Raw genomic sequence first — 16,106 nt, forward strand, 5'->3', positions numbered from 1 at the left:
TAAGGGTTAAAATTCATATAATTAATTACCATAGATTAATAAATATGTCATTTTTATTTTGTATGGAAAAACCATCAATTTTGGCTCAACGAAAAAAATTAATCAAAAACATGTTAATTTCAAGAAATAGTTAAAAATTTTAACTTTAAAATATTAATTGATTAAAAATTTTCGTTTTTAAATATTTTTCATTGTTATTTATAAACATCCCTTCTACTTTTGTTCCATAAATAATAAAAATCATGTGTGGAATTGTATGTTTATTTGATGCCCAACAGAAAACTGAAGTATTAAGACCTCAGGTTTTGGAAATGTCAAAAAAAATCCGTCACAGAGGACCGGATTGGAGTGGAGTTTTTCAGGACGAAAAAGTAATTTTTTCTCATGAAAGACTTGCCATTGTAGATCCTACTTCTGGAAAACAACCTTTATTTACAAAAGACGGAAAAGTAGTATTAGCCGTGAACGGTGAAATCTACAACCATAGAGAATTAAAAGAAGAATTTCCTGATTATGAGTTTCAGACTCAATCTGACTGCGAGGTAATCCTTGCACTTTACAGAAAGTACGGAAAAGATTTCGTTGAAAAACTGAACGGGATTTTCGCATTCGCATTATATGATACTGAAAACGACATCTACCTTATTGCCCGTGATCATATGGGAATCTGCCCTCTTTATCAAGGTTGGGATAAAAACGGAAACTATTATGTAGCTTCCGAATTGAAAGCCCTTGAAGGAGTATGTAAAAAAATCGAAACATTCTTACCGGGACATTTCGTTTACAGTCCGGACGGCGCTGAGCTTCAGCAATGGTATACAAGAGACTGGGACAGCTATGATCATGTGAAAGAAAACGAAACAGACATTGCAAAATTAAGAAAAGGTCTTGAGGATGCTGTTCACAGACAACTGATGAGTGATGTTCCTTATGGTGTACTTCTTTCCGGAGGTTTGGATTCATCAGTGATTTCAGCGATCACCGCAAAATTTGCCCGCCAGAGAATTGAAAGTGGTGATACACAGGAAGCCTGGTATCCAAGACTTCACAGTTTTGCTGTAGGACTTGTAGGTTCACCAGACCTGACTGCTGCTCAAACAGCTGCAAAACACATCGGATCTGTTCATCATGAAGTTAACTTTACCGTTCAGGAAGGGCTGGATGCTGTACGTGATGTAATTTACCATCTGGAAACCTATGACGTAACAACAATCAGGGCGTCCACCCCGATGTATCTTCTCGCAAGAGTAATCAAGTCTATGGGGATAAAAATGGTACTTTCAGGAGAAGGTTCTGATGAATTATTCGGAGGTTATTTATATTTCCATAAAGCTCCGAACGCAAAAGAATTTCATGATGAAACAGTAAGAAAGTTAGGGAAACTTCATCTTTACGATTGCTTAAGAGCTAACAAAGCGCTAATGAGCTGGGGAATTGAAGGCAGAGTGCCTTTCCTTGACAAAGAATTTATGGATATTGCCATGACTCTTAACCCAAAAGATAAAATGATCAATACAGCTGAAGGGAAAATTGAAAAATGGGTATTGAGAAAAGCTTTTGAGGACCTACTTCCTGATTCTATTGTCTGGAGACAGAAAGAACAGTTCTCAGATGGTGTGGGATATTCATGGATCGATACTTTAAAAGAAGTTGCTGAAAAAGAAGTAACGGATGAAATGATGGCTAACGCAAGATTCAGATTCCCTTTGAATACTCCTCAAAATAAGGAAGAATACCGATACAGAACTATTTTTGAAGAACATTTCCCAAGCGAAACAGCTGCGGCTACAGTACCATCTGTTCCATCTGTAGCATGCTCCACACCTATTGCTTTAGAATGGGATGAAGCATTCAAAAAAATGAATGATCCGAGCGGAAGAGCTGTGAAGGTACATGAGACTTCGTATTAGAGGGGTTGATTAGTGAATAGTCAATGGTCAATCCGCTGCGCTTGTGAATTTGTGGCGTGGTTCGGGTTGCGAGATTCGAGATTAAGAACACTCAATACGGAGGTATTTCTAATCTGCGGTTAATCATTCACCATTCACTTTGCGAAGCAAAAATTGACTATTGATATTTAATTTCATCGCTTGAAACACCTAACTTCCTCAGTTATAATTTATCAATCCTGTAGCAATACAGGATTTTCTTTTGAATTAACAATAACAATATGGCATAATTTAACTGACAATCCAAAATAATATCTAATAAATAATTATATTTGGAAAACGAAAATATCAATTATAAAAAAATGAGAAGAAACCTTACTGTTTTATTTGCCTTATTAGCCATAAGTTTTGCTTTTGGACAAGGAAAATATGGCAAATATCTGAATTCAAAGAAGCTTGCTTTGGCTTATAAGAGTGTGAAAGATCAAGATAAAGATGATTACTACCAACAATTCTACTGGCTTGTAAAAGCAGAGCAGCTAAAAACGTATCCTCACCTTAAAGATATAAAACCAGTTGTTTTATATGAATTTGTAAAATATGTAAACCCTCAGAATCCAACAAAGAAATTGGATGACAGAGGCAAAGAACTTAGAGCAACTGCAGAATTATCTTTGAATCAGTATTTTAAAAATAAGAAATTTGAAAACAATTCTGTTCTAATGTATAACCTTGAAACCTATGTGGATCCTTCAAAAGGCCAGTACTACACAAAGGTTGATCCAGAGAAAATCAAGGAACTTGTACCGAAAGAATTATTTGCCTTCAACTCTTTCAACAGAAATATGGGAGAAGAAAAGACTTACTACCTTTGGATTGATAAGAAAAAAGATGATTTGAATATTGTAGATATTATTCCTAGCGAAAAAGAAGACAAAGCTTTCTACGCAAGGCTGAAACAATATCTTCCAAGCTACAAGTTTTCAAAATATGTTCCTAGTGTAAAAAAAGGAAACAAATCTGATAAGACAGATATCGAATATTATTACATTATGCCATTTGAGCAGAACACTGATAACATCGAATACAAAACAAAGGATTTCAAAACTTTCACTTTAAGCCAGTATAGAAAAGCGGGTGATGAATGGAAAGGAGTAGAAAAACCTAGAAAATAAATCAAAAAGTCCTGTGAAATCTCACAGGACTTTTTTAATTTTATATGGATTTCTTTATCTAAAGATTAAACTGCTTAAAGCAAGCAGGTTCTTCAAATAAAATAAGTCTGGACGTTTTTTAAAGGTTCAGCCTATACGAAATGACAGAAGCAAGCACACCACAGACATCCATAAAGAAAATATTACCTCTGATTCTGGCTACCGCTATTTTTATGCAGATGCTGGATTCAACCATTCTGAATACTTCCCTGCCTTCTATTGCAAAAGATCTGCACGAATCTCCGCTTAATATGCAGAACGCCATTATCAGTTATGTTCTTACACTAGCTGTTTTCATGCCTGCCAGTGGATTTTTGGCAGACCGGTTCGGAACCAAAAAAGTATTTATTTTCTCGTTGATATTATTCAGCTTAGGTTCATTATTTTGCTCCCTGTCTCAAAATCTCACTCATTTGGTTATTTCAAGGGTTATCCAGGGAGTTGGAGGAAGTTTAATGACTCCTGTAGGAAAGCTGGCACTCATCAAAACATTTGATAAAAGTGAACTGCTCAAAGCGATGAACTTTGCCATTATTCCGGCACTTATTGGTCCTGTACTGGGGCCTTTAGTCGGTGGTTATATGGTAGATTATCTTTCATGGCACTGGATATTTCTGATCAATATCCCAATTGGAATTTTAGGAATTCTTTTAGGATTAAAATTCATGCCCAATTATAAATCTGATGATGTTGATTTTGATTTAAAAGGCTTTTTAATTTTTGCAGCTGCCTCTCTCCTGCTTTCCGTTTCACTGGAACTTTTTGGAGATATGCAGAATATCACTCCTGTTTTACTTGTATTTATTATGGGCTTCCTATTCCTGTACTATTATTACAAACATGCAAAAAGAGGAGGAAATCCGATCTTCCCGTTAAACCTTTTTCAGGTAAGAACTTTCCGGGTTGGTATTGTGGGAAATCTGGCCACCAGATTAGGAATAAGCTCTGTTCCGCTATTACTTCCCCTGATGATTCAGATTGCGTACAAACAATCTGCAGTAACTTCAGGCTGGATCATTGCTCCCATGGCTTTAACGGCTATCTTCGGAAAATCTTCTGTGATTAAAATTCTGGATAAATATGGCTATCGCCAGACTTTGATGATCAATACATTCATCATCGGAACACTCATATGCCTGCTCGCCATACCTGATATACACACCTCATTATATTGGTTTATTCCCATTATCGCGGTATTAGGCTTTTTCAACTCTATACAGTTCACCTCTATGAACACTATTTCTATTGCTGATCTCCGGAATTTCCAGACCAGCAGCGGAAACTCTTTAATTTCTGTGAATCAACAGCTGGCTATCGGTTTCGGAATTGCTTTCGGATTGATTGTTTTAAAGTTGTTTGAAAATACAGATCTTATTAATGGTGAAATCCACAATGCTTTTCGACTTACATTTCTCTCGGTAGGAATATTAACAATTTTATCAGGATTTGTTTTCAGAAGACTGCACATTTCGGATGGAAAAAATATGAAGTCCAAGGAAGATTAAAGAATAAAGCTTAAAAGGGTCAATTTATAGTTTCGCTCTTTACATTTTGCCATTCTACCCTTCCTACGAACTTAACACAGATCAATGCTTTTCGCATATAACTATGGTAATTTTGTTTACATAATCAACAATGTGATGGCAACTAAAAAAATAGAAATCGTAGTATCTCCAAGACCTGCACACTTTGTAGGCGATGGATTCAGGGTTCACAATTTCATTCCGGGAGTACCTGGATTGGATATGAAAAGAATGGACCCGTTTATTATGCTGGATTACAATTCAAAATTTCATTTCAATGGTTCCGACAGGCCAAGAGGTGTGGGAGTTCATCCACACAGAGGTTTTGAAACAGTAACGATAGCATATAGCGGAAAAGTAGAACACCATGACAGCGCTGGCGGCGGCGGTGTTATCGGAGAAGGTGACGTTCAGTGGATGACTGCTGCAAAAGGAGTTCTTCATAAGGAATACCATGAAACGGCATGGGCAAAAGAAGGAGGAATTTTTCAGATGGTTCAGCTTTGGGTGAATCTTCCGGCAAAAGACAAGATGAGCTGCCCGAAATACCAGGCTATTGAAAACTCTACAATGGAAAGAGTAGATTTAGGTGAAAATGGTTTTGTGGAAGTAATTGCCGGAGAATATGATGGACATAAAGGTCCTGCAAGTACTTTTACTCCGGTTCATATGATGAATGCCAAACTTAAAGCAGGTGGAAAGGCTGATTTTAATTTTCCGGCTCATTTCAATACCGCAGCTTTGGTTATTGAAGGAAGCATCATCGTCAATGGTGAAGAAACAGTGAAAACTGATCATCTTGCATTATTTAAAAACGAAGGTGAAACTTTTACTATTGAAGCAAAAGAAGATACTGTTGTTTTAATCATCAGTGGTGAACCAATCAATGAACCGATCTATCCCCACGGCCCTTTTGTAATGAACTCCAGAGAAGAGATTATGCAGGCTTTTGAGGATTTTAACACCGGAAAGTTCGGGTACCTTGAAGATTAAAAGAATTAAATTTATCGTAATCTTTAATTATTCCTTTTTTATTAACTTTATATGATGGCAAACAAACCTTACAGGTTTCAGAAACCTGTAAGGTTTAACTATTATAATGAATACGCTCTGTTTATTCCATTTGGAAAACAGACACCTCTAATGCAAAAAAATTATGAAACCAGAATTTGAAAATATACCTCTTGTAAAAGCCGAAAAAAGATTTGAAATAGAGTTCAACGGATATTATGCATTCATAGATTACCGTGAAACAACGCATCAGATTGCTTTGGTACACACTGAAGCAGATCCTGAACTGGCAGGAACAGGTGCAGCAGCAGCTGTAGTAGAGAAAACCCTGAATTATATTGAAGAAAGCGGAAAAAAGCTTCTTCCATTCTGTCCTTATGTTTTTGCTTTTATCAAAAAGCATCCCGAATGGAAACGTATCGTAGATGAGAAATTTGAAGGATATGACAAACTTTAAACCTTCAGCAGAACCACTCAGTTTATTTAAATAACATTTTAAAAAGTATCACATCATCATGTCAAATATTGGACTTATCATTGAAGAAAAAGCAGCAGATATCGGAAATTTCCTGGTAGGAAGACTTCTTCCTTTCCGTGAGAAAAGAGCAGTTGGCCCCTTCGTTTTTATTGATCATATGGGACCTTCAGAATTGAAGGATTATCAGAACCTTGATGTTCCGCCACATCCGCATATTGGTTTATCCACATTAACGTATCTGCTGGAAGGTTCTATTTTCCACAGAGACAGTATTGGAAGTGCTCTTGAGATAAAACCGGGTGCTGTCAACTGGATGACTGCCGGAAAAGGAGTTGTACATTCAGAAAGAACGCCTGAATATTTAAGACACACAGATAAAAGACTTCACGGATTCCAGATCTGGGTAGGACTTCCGAAGCACCTAGAACAGTCTGAACCTACGTTTCATCATATCGAAGAAGATGAGATTCCGGTTTGGGAAGAAGATGGTATTCAGTATAAATTAATTGCCGGTGAAGCATTTGGCAGAACATCTCCGGTTCCTGTACACAGCAAGTTATTTTTTATCGAAATAAAAACAAAAGAAGCTAAGAAAATAAGCATAGGGAAAGATCTTTATGGAGAAGCAGCAATGTATGTTCTGGACGGAACAGTTACCACAGAAGGAAATTCCTATGGTTCAAAACAGCTGATGATTGCTAAAGACACCAAACTTTGCGAATTCGATATGAGCGAAAACGGAACAGTTTATCTTTTTGGTGGTGAGCCATTCGATGAGGAGCGTTTTATATTCTGGAATTTCGTTAACTCTGATAAAGAATTACTGGATCAGGCAAAAGTAAACTGGAATGACCAGAATCACGAAGCATTTCCTTTGGTCCCGGGAGATGAAAATGAATATGTTCCGCTTCCTAAGGCTATTTTAAACAGAAAATAATTTCAGTTCAGAGTATCAACCATGAAAATATTAGCATTTGCCGGAAGTACATCTTCCACTTCTATCAACAGGGAACTGGTAAAATTTGTTCTGAAAGATTTTCAGGACGAGGAAATCAATCTGATTGACCTCAACGATTTTACCATGCCTGTATTCTCTGTAGATCTTGAAAAGAAAGGTTTTCCGGATGAAGCCCATCATTTTTTAAAAGTTATTGAAGAATGTGATGTGATCATCTGCTCTCTTGCGGAGCACAACCGTTCTTACAGTTCAGCGTTTAAAAATGTTTTTGACTGGTCTTCAAGGATCAATGTAAAAGTGTTTCAGAATAAGCCGATGCTTTTGATGAGCACCTCTCCGGGAGGCTATGGCGGAGGCAATGTAATGAATACGGCAAAAACATTTTTCCCACAGTTTGCAGCAGATATCAAAGATACTTTTTCACTGCCGAAGTTTTATGAAAATTTTGACATGGAAAGCGGAGTCATCAATCCGGATATGCTGAATGATCTGAAGGGTAAAATACAAAACTTTAAAAATCAGGTTAAAGCGAATGACTAAAGGAAGATTAGAGGCATTCAGTGATGGTGTCCTTGCTATTATTATCACCATTATGGTACTGGAATTGAAAGTACCGGAAGGAAATAGCTGGGCCAGCCTCAAACCTCTCCTTCCTAAGTTTCTGGCTTATATTTTCAGTTTTATTTATGTAGGAATCTACTGGAACAACCATCATCACTTGTTTCAGACGGTAAAAAAAGTAAATGGCAGTATTCTTTGGGCCAATCTTCATCTGCTGTTCTGGCTTTCTCTGATGCCTGTTGCTACGGAATGGATCGGAACAACCGGTTTTGCTAAAAATCCTGTTGCAGTATATGGTATCGGGCTCATTATGGCTGCAATTGCTTATACCATTCTGGAACATGTCATTATCCGGTGCGAGGGTGAAGATTCAAAGCTGAAAGAAGCTATTCATTCAAAATATAAAGAATATATCTCTATTGTATTTTATGTCCTGGGAATCGCTACTTCATTTTTTTATCCTTATATTGCCATAGGTTTTTATTATATCGTGGCTCTCATATGGCTGATTCCGGACAGAAGAATCGAAAAATCATTAAAAGAAAATTGATATGGAAACACACGAATATCCCAACGGTAATATCACCGTCATCTGGCAGCCTCAAAAGTGTATCCACTCGGCTGTATGCGTAAAATTGCTTCCCAAAGTCTACAATCCTAAAGAAAGACCTTGGATAAAAGCTGAGAATGCAAGCCCGGAAGAACTCAGAACACAGATAGACCAATGCCCTTCAGGTGCATTAAGTTATAAATTCAATACAGAAAAATAATGGCGGTAACGGTAAAAGCAAGTTTAGGAAAAACAAAATATTATACAGAAGTAACAGCCGGCGAAAATAAAATCATTACGGATGAACCGATTGACAAAGGCGGACAAAACAAAGGTCTTAATCCAATGGAAATTCTGGCTACGTCACTGGCAAGCTGTACAGCAGCTACCTTGAGAATGTATATTGAAAGAAAGGAATGGGATGTAGAAAACATCAATGTAGAAGTAGAGCTTGAAAATTTCCCATTAACAAAAAGAGCGGTTTTCAAAAGAGATATCAGCTTTGACGGAATTCTGGATGATGAGCAGCTGAAAAGACTGCACACCATTGCTGATGCATGCCCAGTTCATAAAATATTAACCAACGACATAGAAATACTAACTAAATTCTCATAACATGATCGAAGTAAAACAAAACAACGACGAGAAACACGGAAGTTTTGAAGCTTTCATAGATGGAAAACGCGCAGGAATGATGACGTATACCTGGGCCGGAGAAGAAAGATTTATTATAGACCACACCGAGGTGGAAGAAGCTTACAACGGAAAAGGTGTAGGCAAGGAAATGCTTCTGGCAGCAGTAGATTTTGCCAGAAAAAATGATAAGAAGATTATTCCCCTCTGCCCTTTTGCTAAGGCAAGTTTCCAGAAAAGTGAGGAACTTCAGGATGTTTTAGTGAATTAGTCACTGTATTCTAACCTTACCATACAACCCTTCCAGAAAAATTCCTGGAAGGGTTTTTATTTTTATACAAAATACAGACTGTAAAGCAAATTTATAATCATAATTTGTTTTGAAACCAACAGTATTTTAAATTCATGATTCACGACTGATCTTTTTTATATATTTGCTAAAATTTAAAAATCAAGCATGAATTCAGGAACTATCCTTTTGCTATTTGTTTTCATCTATTTTATCGGCCTTTTGGTGATTTCTTATTTCACCAGCCGAAATTCTGATAACCAGTCATTTTTTATCGGTAACAAAAAGAGTAAATGGTGGCTCGTTGCATTCGGGATGATAGGAACCAGCTTAAGCGGGGTTACTTTTATTTCTGTTCCGGGAACGGTAGGAAAAATGACCGGCTCCGAATATATCTACGGAGGTTTTGAGTACTATATGATGGTAATCGGTTTTTTCATCGGATATTTTATTGTGGCAGCAATATTGCTCCCGCTTTATTATAAGATGAATCTGACGTCTATTTATACCTATCTGGGAAAAAGATTCAATGTAGAAGCTCACAAAATAGGTTCTATCTTTTTTATTATTTCAAGAGCTATTGGTGCTACGGCAAGATTATATCTGGTAGTTAACGTTTTACAGATATTTTTACTTGAAGGACTGGGAGTTCCATTTTGGGTAACGTCTCTTGTTCTCTTGCTGATGGTACTTCTGTATACTTTTGAAGGCGGTGTAAAGACGATTGTCATTACAGATACACTGCAGACTTCTTTTATGATTATCAGTCTTGTAGCATGTATTGTTTATATTTTATCAAACCTGAATTTATCATTTGGGGAAGCTTATACTATTCTGGAACAGAAAAACTACACCCATTTTATCAATTTTGATCCGAATTCCAAAACCTTTTTCCTGAAAACAATTCTGGGTGGAATTTTTATTACAATCGCTATGACAGGACTGGATCAGGAAATGATGCAAAAAAACATCTCTGTAGATAATCTTAAGAATTCAAAGAAAAACATGCTGACTTTTGCAGGAACACTTCTTATAGTAAACCTTGCATTCTTATTCCTTGGAGGATTATTATATCTTTTTGCTTTGCAACACGGAGCAGAATATGGAACTCTAAACTCTGAAACGATAACTAATATTTTCGGATTTAAAGATGCTGCAGGAAATATTAAAAATGTAATGGGAGACGACCTTTTCCCAGCCTTATCGCTTCAGGGATATTTCCCAATGATGATTTCCGTTATTTTTATTATCGGACTGATCTCAGCATTATTTCCTTCTGCTGACGGTGCTTTAACGGCTGTAACAAGTTCGTATTGTGTAGATTTATTAAATCTTAATGAGGATAAAACCAAAACTGAAAAAGAGAAGAAACGCCTTCGTATGAAAGTACATTTGATTTTCACAGTAGTTTTCTTTATCCTGATCATGGTTTTCAAAACATTAAATGACAAATCTATTGTTTATCTCATCATGGAAATTGCCGGATATACTTACGGGCCGCTTTTAGGGCTTTTTGCTTTCGGAATTTTCACGAAGTTTCAGATCTCCAGAAAATATTCCATCCTTGCAGTGACTATTTTAGCACCTGTACTTACCTATCTGATCAACCTCGCGGTTACCACTTATACCGATTACAAAATTGGTGTAGAACTGATTGTTCTTAACGGATTGCTGACCTTTATTGGTCTCTGGCTGGTAAAAAATAAAAACTATTTAAGAGTTGTTTAATCTTTATAAAATAAAAAGGCTGTCCTCTATTGAAGACAGCCTTTTTTATTTTTAATGAATGGATTTTTTATTCTTTAATCCACTTGAATGTTTTCTCTAAATTTTTAGATTTAACTTTGATCAGATAATCACCTTTAACCAATTGTGACAAATCAAAAGTACCTACTTTATCATGGTTCAATTTATTATTGGCTTGAGTGAATACTAATTTTCCGCTTACATCATATACCGTCATATCATACACTTCATTTGAATTGGTAAATTTAATATTCAGAAGTCCTTTACTCGGATTAGGGTATACAACGAATACATCTTTGTTTGAAGCTGTTTCGCTCACTCCCAATGTCTGAGTGATGGTAAAGTTAATAGGGTTAATATTGTAAAATACATTTGTCTCTGCTGCCACCATAATTCTGGCCTGTGTGGTCGTTACATTAGGAATGGTAACGGTCTGTGAGCCATCGTTCGGAGTGGAACCTAAAATAAGCGTAGGGTATGTAAGACCTCCATCTGTAGAAAGGAAAATATTTACCGTAGCACAATTTACAGGGAAGGCAGTTGTATTGGCTACATCCCATGTTATGGTCTGAGTAGAATTACCCGCCCAGTTTACAGCTGTAGTAGGTGCAGTGACATTGAACGGCCCTGAATTTCCATCAACAGTAATGATAGCATCATCATTAGTAACTCCTGCACAACCTGCATTATTATCTCTTACAGTCAGTCTGAACTCCATGGTTCTGGCATAGGATGGTCTAACTTCTCCTTTGGATACAGTTCCATTGATGACGTCTGTAAGTTTCGGGAAATATCTGTAAGGAACAGTTACAGGCACATATGATCTGAATATAGCAGCATTACCTGTTGGGGCATTCCAATCACCTGCCGGGCCTACATCATTCTGTTCCCAGCTGTAAGTAAGTGGATTGTTATCTATATCTGTAGCTGACCCTTCTAATCTAAATGGTGTACTCTTAGGTATAGTATAATCACCTCCGGCATTTACAGAAGGCGGAAAATTATTAGAAGGAATTGTCACCTGACATGTTGTTGACTGAACTTTCGCTGTAATAGACTGGAATGATTTGGTGTGGAAAGTAGGAATACTGTTAGCAGCTAAGTTATTGGTACTTCCACAAATTCCTGCGTACGCCATAATGGTAATTCCGCTTCCAGGTTCTACAGCATTGGTAGCACTTCGGTTTCCACCTCCGCAGCTTCCTGTAGTTGCATTAAAAGTATGCGGACCTCCAAACTGATGTCCTACTTCGTGTGCTACATAATCAATATCGTAAGGGTCGCCCACCGGGTTAGGGGAACCGGTAATTCCTCTACCTTTATTGGAATTGTTACAGATTACTCCAAGGCCTGCCAATCCGCCGCCTCCGGTACTGAATGTATGCCCGATGTCATAATTGGCATTTCCGATCAATGCATCAATCTGAGTCTGGCTTTCATTAATTAATGTACCAGCGGCATCATTTCCGGTAAAAGGATCTGTTGCAGAATTTGTAAAGATGACATTGGTTTCACTATCCACTAATACCAATCTTGAAGCTACTTCCTGTTCGTATACTCCATTTACTCTGTTTACAGAAGTTACAATTGCTGACAAAGTCTGGGCAACAGTAGGTGTTGCTGAGCCCGTCGCTGCTTTTGCATACTGATTGGTACAAGCCACAGCAAATCTAAAAACTCTAATTTGAGTTCCTACGCTTGGACTTACGGTTTTTTGAGCGTTTTTTTTTCCCAATGGAGAATCGTCCTCGTCTTTTACTCCGCACGATCTTGGATTTTTATCAATTAAGTCACTTTTTTTATAAATAATATAATTGTTAATATCCTGTTTTGCATAAGGATCAATGTAAGTATCACCTGCTACCACAGATTTTATCTGCGCGTGAAACCCAAGTTCGGTAAAATCAAGTTTTATAGTAGCATATTGGTCATCAACTCCCTGTCCTGTAAAAGTAATGATCTGTGGAAACTGGCTGGCCAATCCGGGAGCCATTACTGAAGATTTCCAGATTTTGAATTTCGCTTTCTTACCGTCAGGCATTGGCAGCACAATAATGGGTGCATTATCTTTACGGTCGTTGTCTTTCAATTCCGGAACAGAATTAAAATAACTTTTCATTCCAGCCACGTCCAATGTATAGGTTAATGCCTTTTCCGGTTGTACTGTCCTGTTTTTAGGATCTGCTTTGATGGACCTCTCACTGATCACTGTAAAAAAGTCCTGTGCTTTCAATGAGGAAACAGATATAACCAGTATCCCCAAATAAAATAATTGTTTAATTTTCATATATAATGGTTTGTAATTTTTATTAATTCAACTAACAAGACCAAAAACTAAAAAACAATCAGTTAAAGGTTCATAAATCAAATAATATTGAATTATAAAATTAGTTAAATTTATTCAAATATTATATATGAAAATTTAAAAAAAGTATGTTTTTTTTGCACAAACAGCAACAATCAAGCTACCACAAAGCCTTCAACTCAATATGTAAATTTTCTTTATTTAAATAACTAATTTTATAGACTTTTTCATTTTAATTATCTTTGATGAGAATGATATAAATTCATTCAAAAATTTAATAAAATAAAAAGAAACAGAAATTAAAAAACTATGAAAAAAATTATCTCAATCTTCATGTTTGCATTAACATTTAGTTACATGAATGCTCAGGAAAATTTTGAAGTCTCAACATTAAGAATCGGGCCGTTTAAAGTTTTTATGCCCAAGGTTGAAGCTGAAAAAATAGCAGGAACAAAACTTACGAACTCTGGTGGAGAGAAAAAAAACAGCGTAAAGTATAATGGGGAAACAATCCAGATTGATCTTTTCGACAATTATATCAATGAAGCCAATCCGAGTGTTCCTTCCATTACTTACATGACAACAGCGAGTAAAAAGTTTAAGACCAAAAGCGGAATTGGAGTGGGAAGTACGAGAGATGATCTGATCAATGCTTACAGAAACTACCCCAATTTCAGTGTGCGCCCGGATTGGGATGACAATAGCAAACCTATCAAAGATTCCGGTTATTTTAATATCGAAGACAGTCAGGCAGGAACGCTGTTAAGCTTTAAATTTGTTAATAATATTGTTACAGAAATATCCGTTTACCTCAATGAGGGCTGTTAAAAGCGGAAAAATATTCAAATCAATTAAAATCCGGATTTTTAGATCCGGATTTTTGCATTTCCATAAGCCGGTAAAAAATTGTAAATTCGCGTGCAAATAAATCAGACATAATGAGTAAAAGTATTGAAGAGCTAAAATCTCTTACTACGCAGATCAGAAGAGACATTTTAAGAATGGTTCATGCTGTAAATTCAGGGCACCCGGGCGGAAGCTTAGGTTGTACAGAATACTTCACAGCCCTTTATGGAAAGGTAATGAACTATAAACTTCCTTTCACAATGGAAGGCAAAAATGAAGATCATTTTTATCTATCAAACGGGCATATTTCTCCGGTATTCTACTCTACACTGGCAAGATTCGGTTTCTTCCCTGTTCAAGAGCTGAGCACTTTCAGAAAACTAGATTCAAGATTACAGGGGCACCCGACTACTCATGAGGGACTTCCAGGGGTAAGAATCGCTTCAGGTTCTCTTGGACAAGGACTTTCTGTAGCTCTTGGTGTGGCTCAAGGTAAAAAATTAGATGGCGATCAATCTCTTGTTTACTCTCTTCACGGAGACGGTGAACTTCAGGAAGGTCAGGTTTGGGAAGCATTAATGTATGCTGCTGCTAAAAAAGTAGATAATATCATCTCTACAATTGACTACAATGGTCGTCAGATTGATGGGGATACAGATGATGTATTAAGCTTAGGAAATCTTCATGCAAAACTTGAAGCATTCGGATGGATTGTTTTGGAAGAAAAGAACGGTAATGATCTTGAAGCTGTGATTGCAATCCTTGAGAAAGCAAAAACAGAAACTGGGAAAGGAAAACCGGTAGCCATCCTTCTTCATACAGAAATGGGTTACGGAGTTGATTATATGATGGGATCTCATGCTTGGCATGGTAAAGCTCCTAATGATGAGCAGTTAGACACAGCATTCAAGCAATTGTACCTAGAAGCTCCAGCTGATTACTAATATCTTAACATCTCGATTAATACAATAAAAATGAAATATACATATACAGAAAAAAAGGACACTCGTTCAGGATTCGGAGCAGGATTAGCAGAACTAGCTGACAAAAATCCTAATGTAGTAGCACTTTGCGCAGACCTTATCGGTTCTTTGAAAATGGAGAAATTCATTGAGAAGGCTCCGGAAAGATTCTTCCAGATAGGGATTGCAGAAGCTAACATGATGGGGATTGCTGCAGGTCTTAGCATTACAGGAAAAATTCCTTTTACAGGAACTTTTGCTAACTTCTCTACTTCAAGAGTATATGATCAGATCCGTCAGTCTATCGCTTATTCTAACAAAAATGTAAAAATCTGTGCATCTCACGCAGGTCTTACTTTAGGAGAAGATGGAGCTACTCATCAGGTTCTTGAAGACATTGGTATGATGAAAATGCTTCCTGGAATGACGGTTATCAACACTTGTGACTACAACCAGACTAAAGCTGCTACCCTGGCGATTGCGGATTTCGAAGGTCCTGTATATTTAAGATTCGGAAGACCGGTAGTTCCTGTTTTCATCCCGGAAGATATGCCTTTCGAGATCGGAAAAGGAATTATGCTTCAGGAAGGTACTGATGTAACAATTGTTGCAACAGGACACCTTGTTTGGGAGTCTCTTGTTGCTGCTGATGAGCTTGAAAAAGAAGGTATTTCTTGTGAGGTAATCAACATCCACACAATTAAGCCTCTTGATGAAGAGATCATTTTAAAATCTGTTGAAAAAACAGGTAAAATTGTAACGGCTGAAGAGCACAACTATCTTGGTGGTTTAGGAGAATCAGTTGCAGGTATGCTTGCAAGAAAAAGACCTACAAAACAGGAATTTGTAGCAGTAAATGATACTTTCGGAGAATCTGCAACACCAGCAGAACTGATGAAGAAATATAAAATTGATGCTGCAGCAGTGAAAGAAGCTGTAAAGAGAATTTTAGCGAACTAAGAATTAGCAATAATAATAATATAGCCCCGGCCGGTTCTCTGAACCGGCCGGGGTTTTTGTTGACAGAATATAAAATTTTTTTTTTTATTGCGTTATAGACCACCCCGTCAAAAATTCTTTGAATTTTTTCCACCCCTCCGGAGGAGGGGAATGGCTATACAACTGTTTATCGTAGTATTAG

General features: G+C 37.0%; 16 protein-coding genes. 15 read left to right on the plus strand and 1 reads right to left on the minus strand.

The features are described 5' to 3' along the window. The first annotated feature begins 242 nt into the window (after positions 1–242). The 12 genes from asnB (at position 243) to SFA27_RS18520 (ending at position 10,834) form a co-directional block, all read left to right on the plus strand. Positions 243–1,910 (plus strand): asparagine synthase B, encoded by a 1,668-nt coding sequence (gene asnB / locus SFA27_RS18465; RefSeq protein ID WP_407294146.1) that lies wholly within the window; start codon positions 243–245, stop codon positions 1,908–1,910. 311 nt (positions 1,911–2,221) lie between these two features. After that, positions 2,222–3,064, plus strand: a complete 843-nt coding sequence (locus SFA27_RS18470; RefSeq protein WP_047373667.1) for a hypothetical protein — start codon at positions 2,222–2,224, stop codon at positions 3,062–3,064. Between the two features lie 140 nt (positions 3,065–3,204). After that, positions 3,205–4,608, plus strand: coding sequence for an MFS transporter (locus tag SFA27_RS18475; RefSeq protein WP_407294148.1), 1,404 nt, complete (start codon positions 3,205–3,207; stop codon positions 4,606–4,608). Positions 4,609–4,743: 135 nt separating this feature from the next. Continuing rightward, complete coding sequence (locus tag SFA27_RS18480) at positions 4,744–5,619, plus strand: pirin family protein (protein WP_047373815.1); 876 nt, start codon at positions 4,744–4,746, stop codon at positions 5,617–5,619. Between the two features lie 163 nt (positions 5,620–5,782). Next, complete coding sequence (locus SFA27_RS18485) at positions 5,783–6,094, plus strand: GNAT family N-acetyltransferase (RefSeq protein ID WP_407294151.1); 312 nt, start codon at positions 5,783–5,785, stop codon at positions 6,092–6,094. Between the two features lie 58 nt (positions 6,095–6,152). After that, on the plus strand, positions 6,153–7,052 hold the full coding sequence (locus SFA27_RS18490) for a pirin family protein (RefSeq protein WP_047373664.1): 900 nt from the start codon (positions 6,153–6,155) through the stop codon (positions 7,050–7,052). A 21-nt stretch (positions 7,053–7,073) separates the two neighbouring features. Next, complete coding sequence (locus SFA27_RS18495) at positions 7,074–7,613, plus strand: NADPH-dependent FMN reductase (RefSeq protein ID WP_264519068.1); 540 nt, start codon at positions 7,074–7,076, stop codon at positions 7,611–7,613. Continuing rightward, complete coding sequence (locus SFA27_RS18500) at positions 7,606–8,184, plus strand: TMEM175 family protein (RefSeq protein ID WP_047373662.1); 579 nt, start codon at positions 7,606–7,608, stop codon at positions 8,182–8,184. The genes SFA27_RS18495 and SFA27_RS18500 overlap by 8 nt, the downstream gene beginning before the upstream one ends. A 1-nt stretch (position 8,185) precedes the next feature. Next, positions 8,186–8,404 carry a (4Fe-4S)-binding protein gene (locus tag SFA27_RS18505; RefSeq protein WP_047373661.1) on the plus strand — a complete coding sequence of 73 codons (219 nt, stop codon included), beginning with the start codon at positions 8,186–8,188 and terminating at the stop codon, positions 8,402–8,404. Continuing rightward, positions 8,404–8,799, plus strand: a complete 396-nt coding sequence (locus SFA27_RS18510; protein ID WP_407294155.1) for an OsmC family protein — start codon at positions 8,404–8,406, stop codon at positions 8,797–8,799. Before SFA27_RS18505 ends, SFA27_RS18510 begins: the two co-directional genes overlap by 1 nt. A 1-nt stretch (position 8,800) precedes the next feature. Continuing rightward, positions 8,801–9,088: a GNAT family N-acetyltransferase gene (locus SFA27_RS18515; RefSeq protein WP_174525205.1), complete on the plus strand. Its 288-nt coding sequence runs from the start codon at positions 8,801–8,803 to the stop codon at positions 9,086–9,088. Positions 9,089–9,274: 186 nt separating this feature from the next. Further along, complete coding sequence (locus SFA27_RS18520) at positions 9,275–10,834, plus strand: sodium:solute symporter (protein WP_407294159.1); 1,560 nt, start codon at positions 9,275–9,277, stop codon at positions 10,832–10,834. A gap of 67 nt (positions 10,835–10,901) precedes the next feature. On the opposite strand, the gene SFA27_RS18525 is transcribed toward SFA27_RS18520, so the two are convergent. Further along, positions 10,902–13,139, minus strand: coding sequence for a reprolysin-like metallopeptidase (locus SFA27_RS18525; RefSeq protein WP_407294161.1), 2,238 nt, complete (start codon positions 13,137–13,139; stop codon positions 10,902–10,904). A gap of 327 nt (positions 13,140–13,466) precedes the next feature. Here SFA27_RS18525 and SFA27_RS18530 point away from each other — a divergent pair, with 327 nt between their 5' ends. The 3 genes from SFA27_RS18530 (at position 13,467) to SFA27_RS18540 (ending at position 15,925) form a co-directional block, all read left to right on the plus strand. Continuing rightward, positions 13,467–13,985 carry a hypothetical protein gene (locus SFA27_RS18530; RefSeq protein ID WP_264519070.1) on the plus strand — a complete coding sequence of 173 codons (519 nt, stop codon included), beginning with the start codon at positions 13,467–13,469 and terminating at the stop codon, positions 13,983–13,985. A 107-nt stretch (positions 13,986–14,092) separates the two neighbouring features. Continuing rightward, a complete protein-coding gene (locus tag SFA27_RS18535) occupies positions 14,093–14,947 on the plus strand; it encodes a transketolase (RefSeq protein WP_264519204.1) in 855 nt (284 codons plus the stop codon). A 30-nt stretch (positions 14,948–14,977) separates the two neighbouring features. Then, positions 14,978–15,925, plus strand: a complete 948-nt coding sequence (locus SFA27_RS18540; RefSeq protein ID WP_047373656.1) for a transketolase family protein — start codon at positions 14,978–14,980, stop codon at positions 15,923–15,925. Positions 15,926–16,106 lie beyond the last annotated feature (181 nt).

Source organism: Chryseobacterium sp. HR92 (assembly GCF_045689405.1).
Taxonomy (GTDB): domain Bacteria; phylum Bacteroidota; class Bacteroidia; order Flavobacteriales; family Weeksellaceae; genus Chryseobacterium; species Chryseobacterium viscerum_A.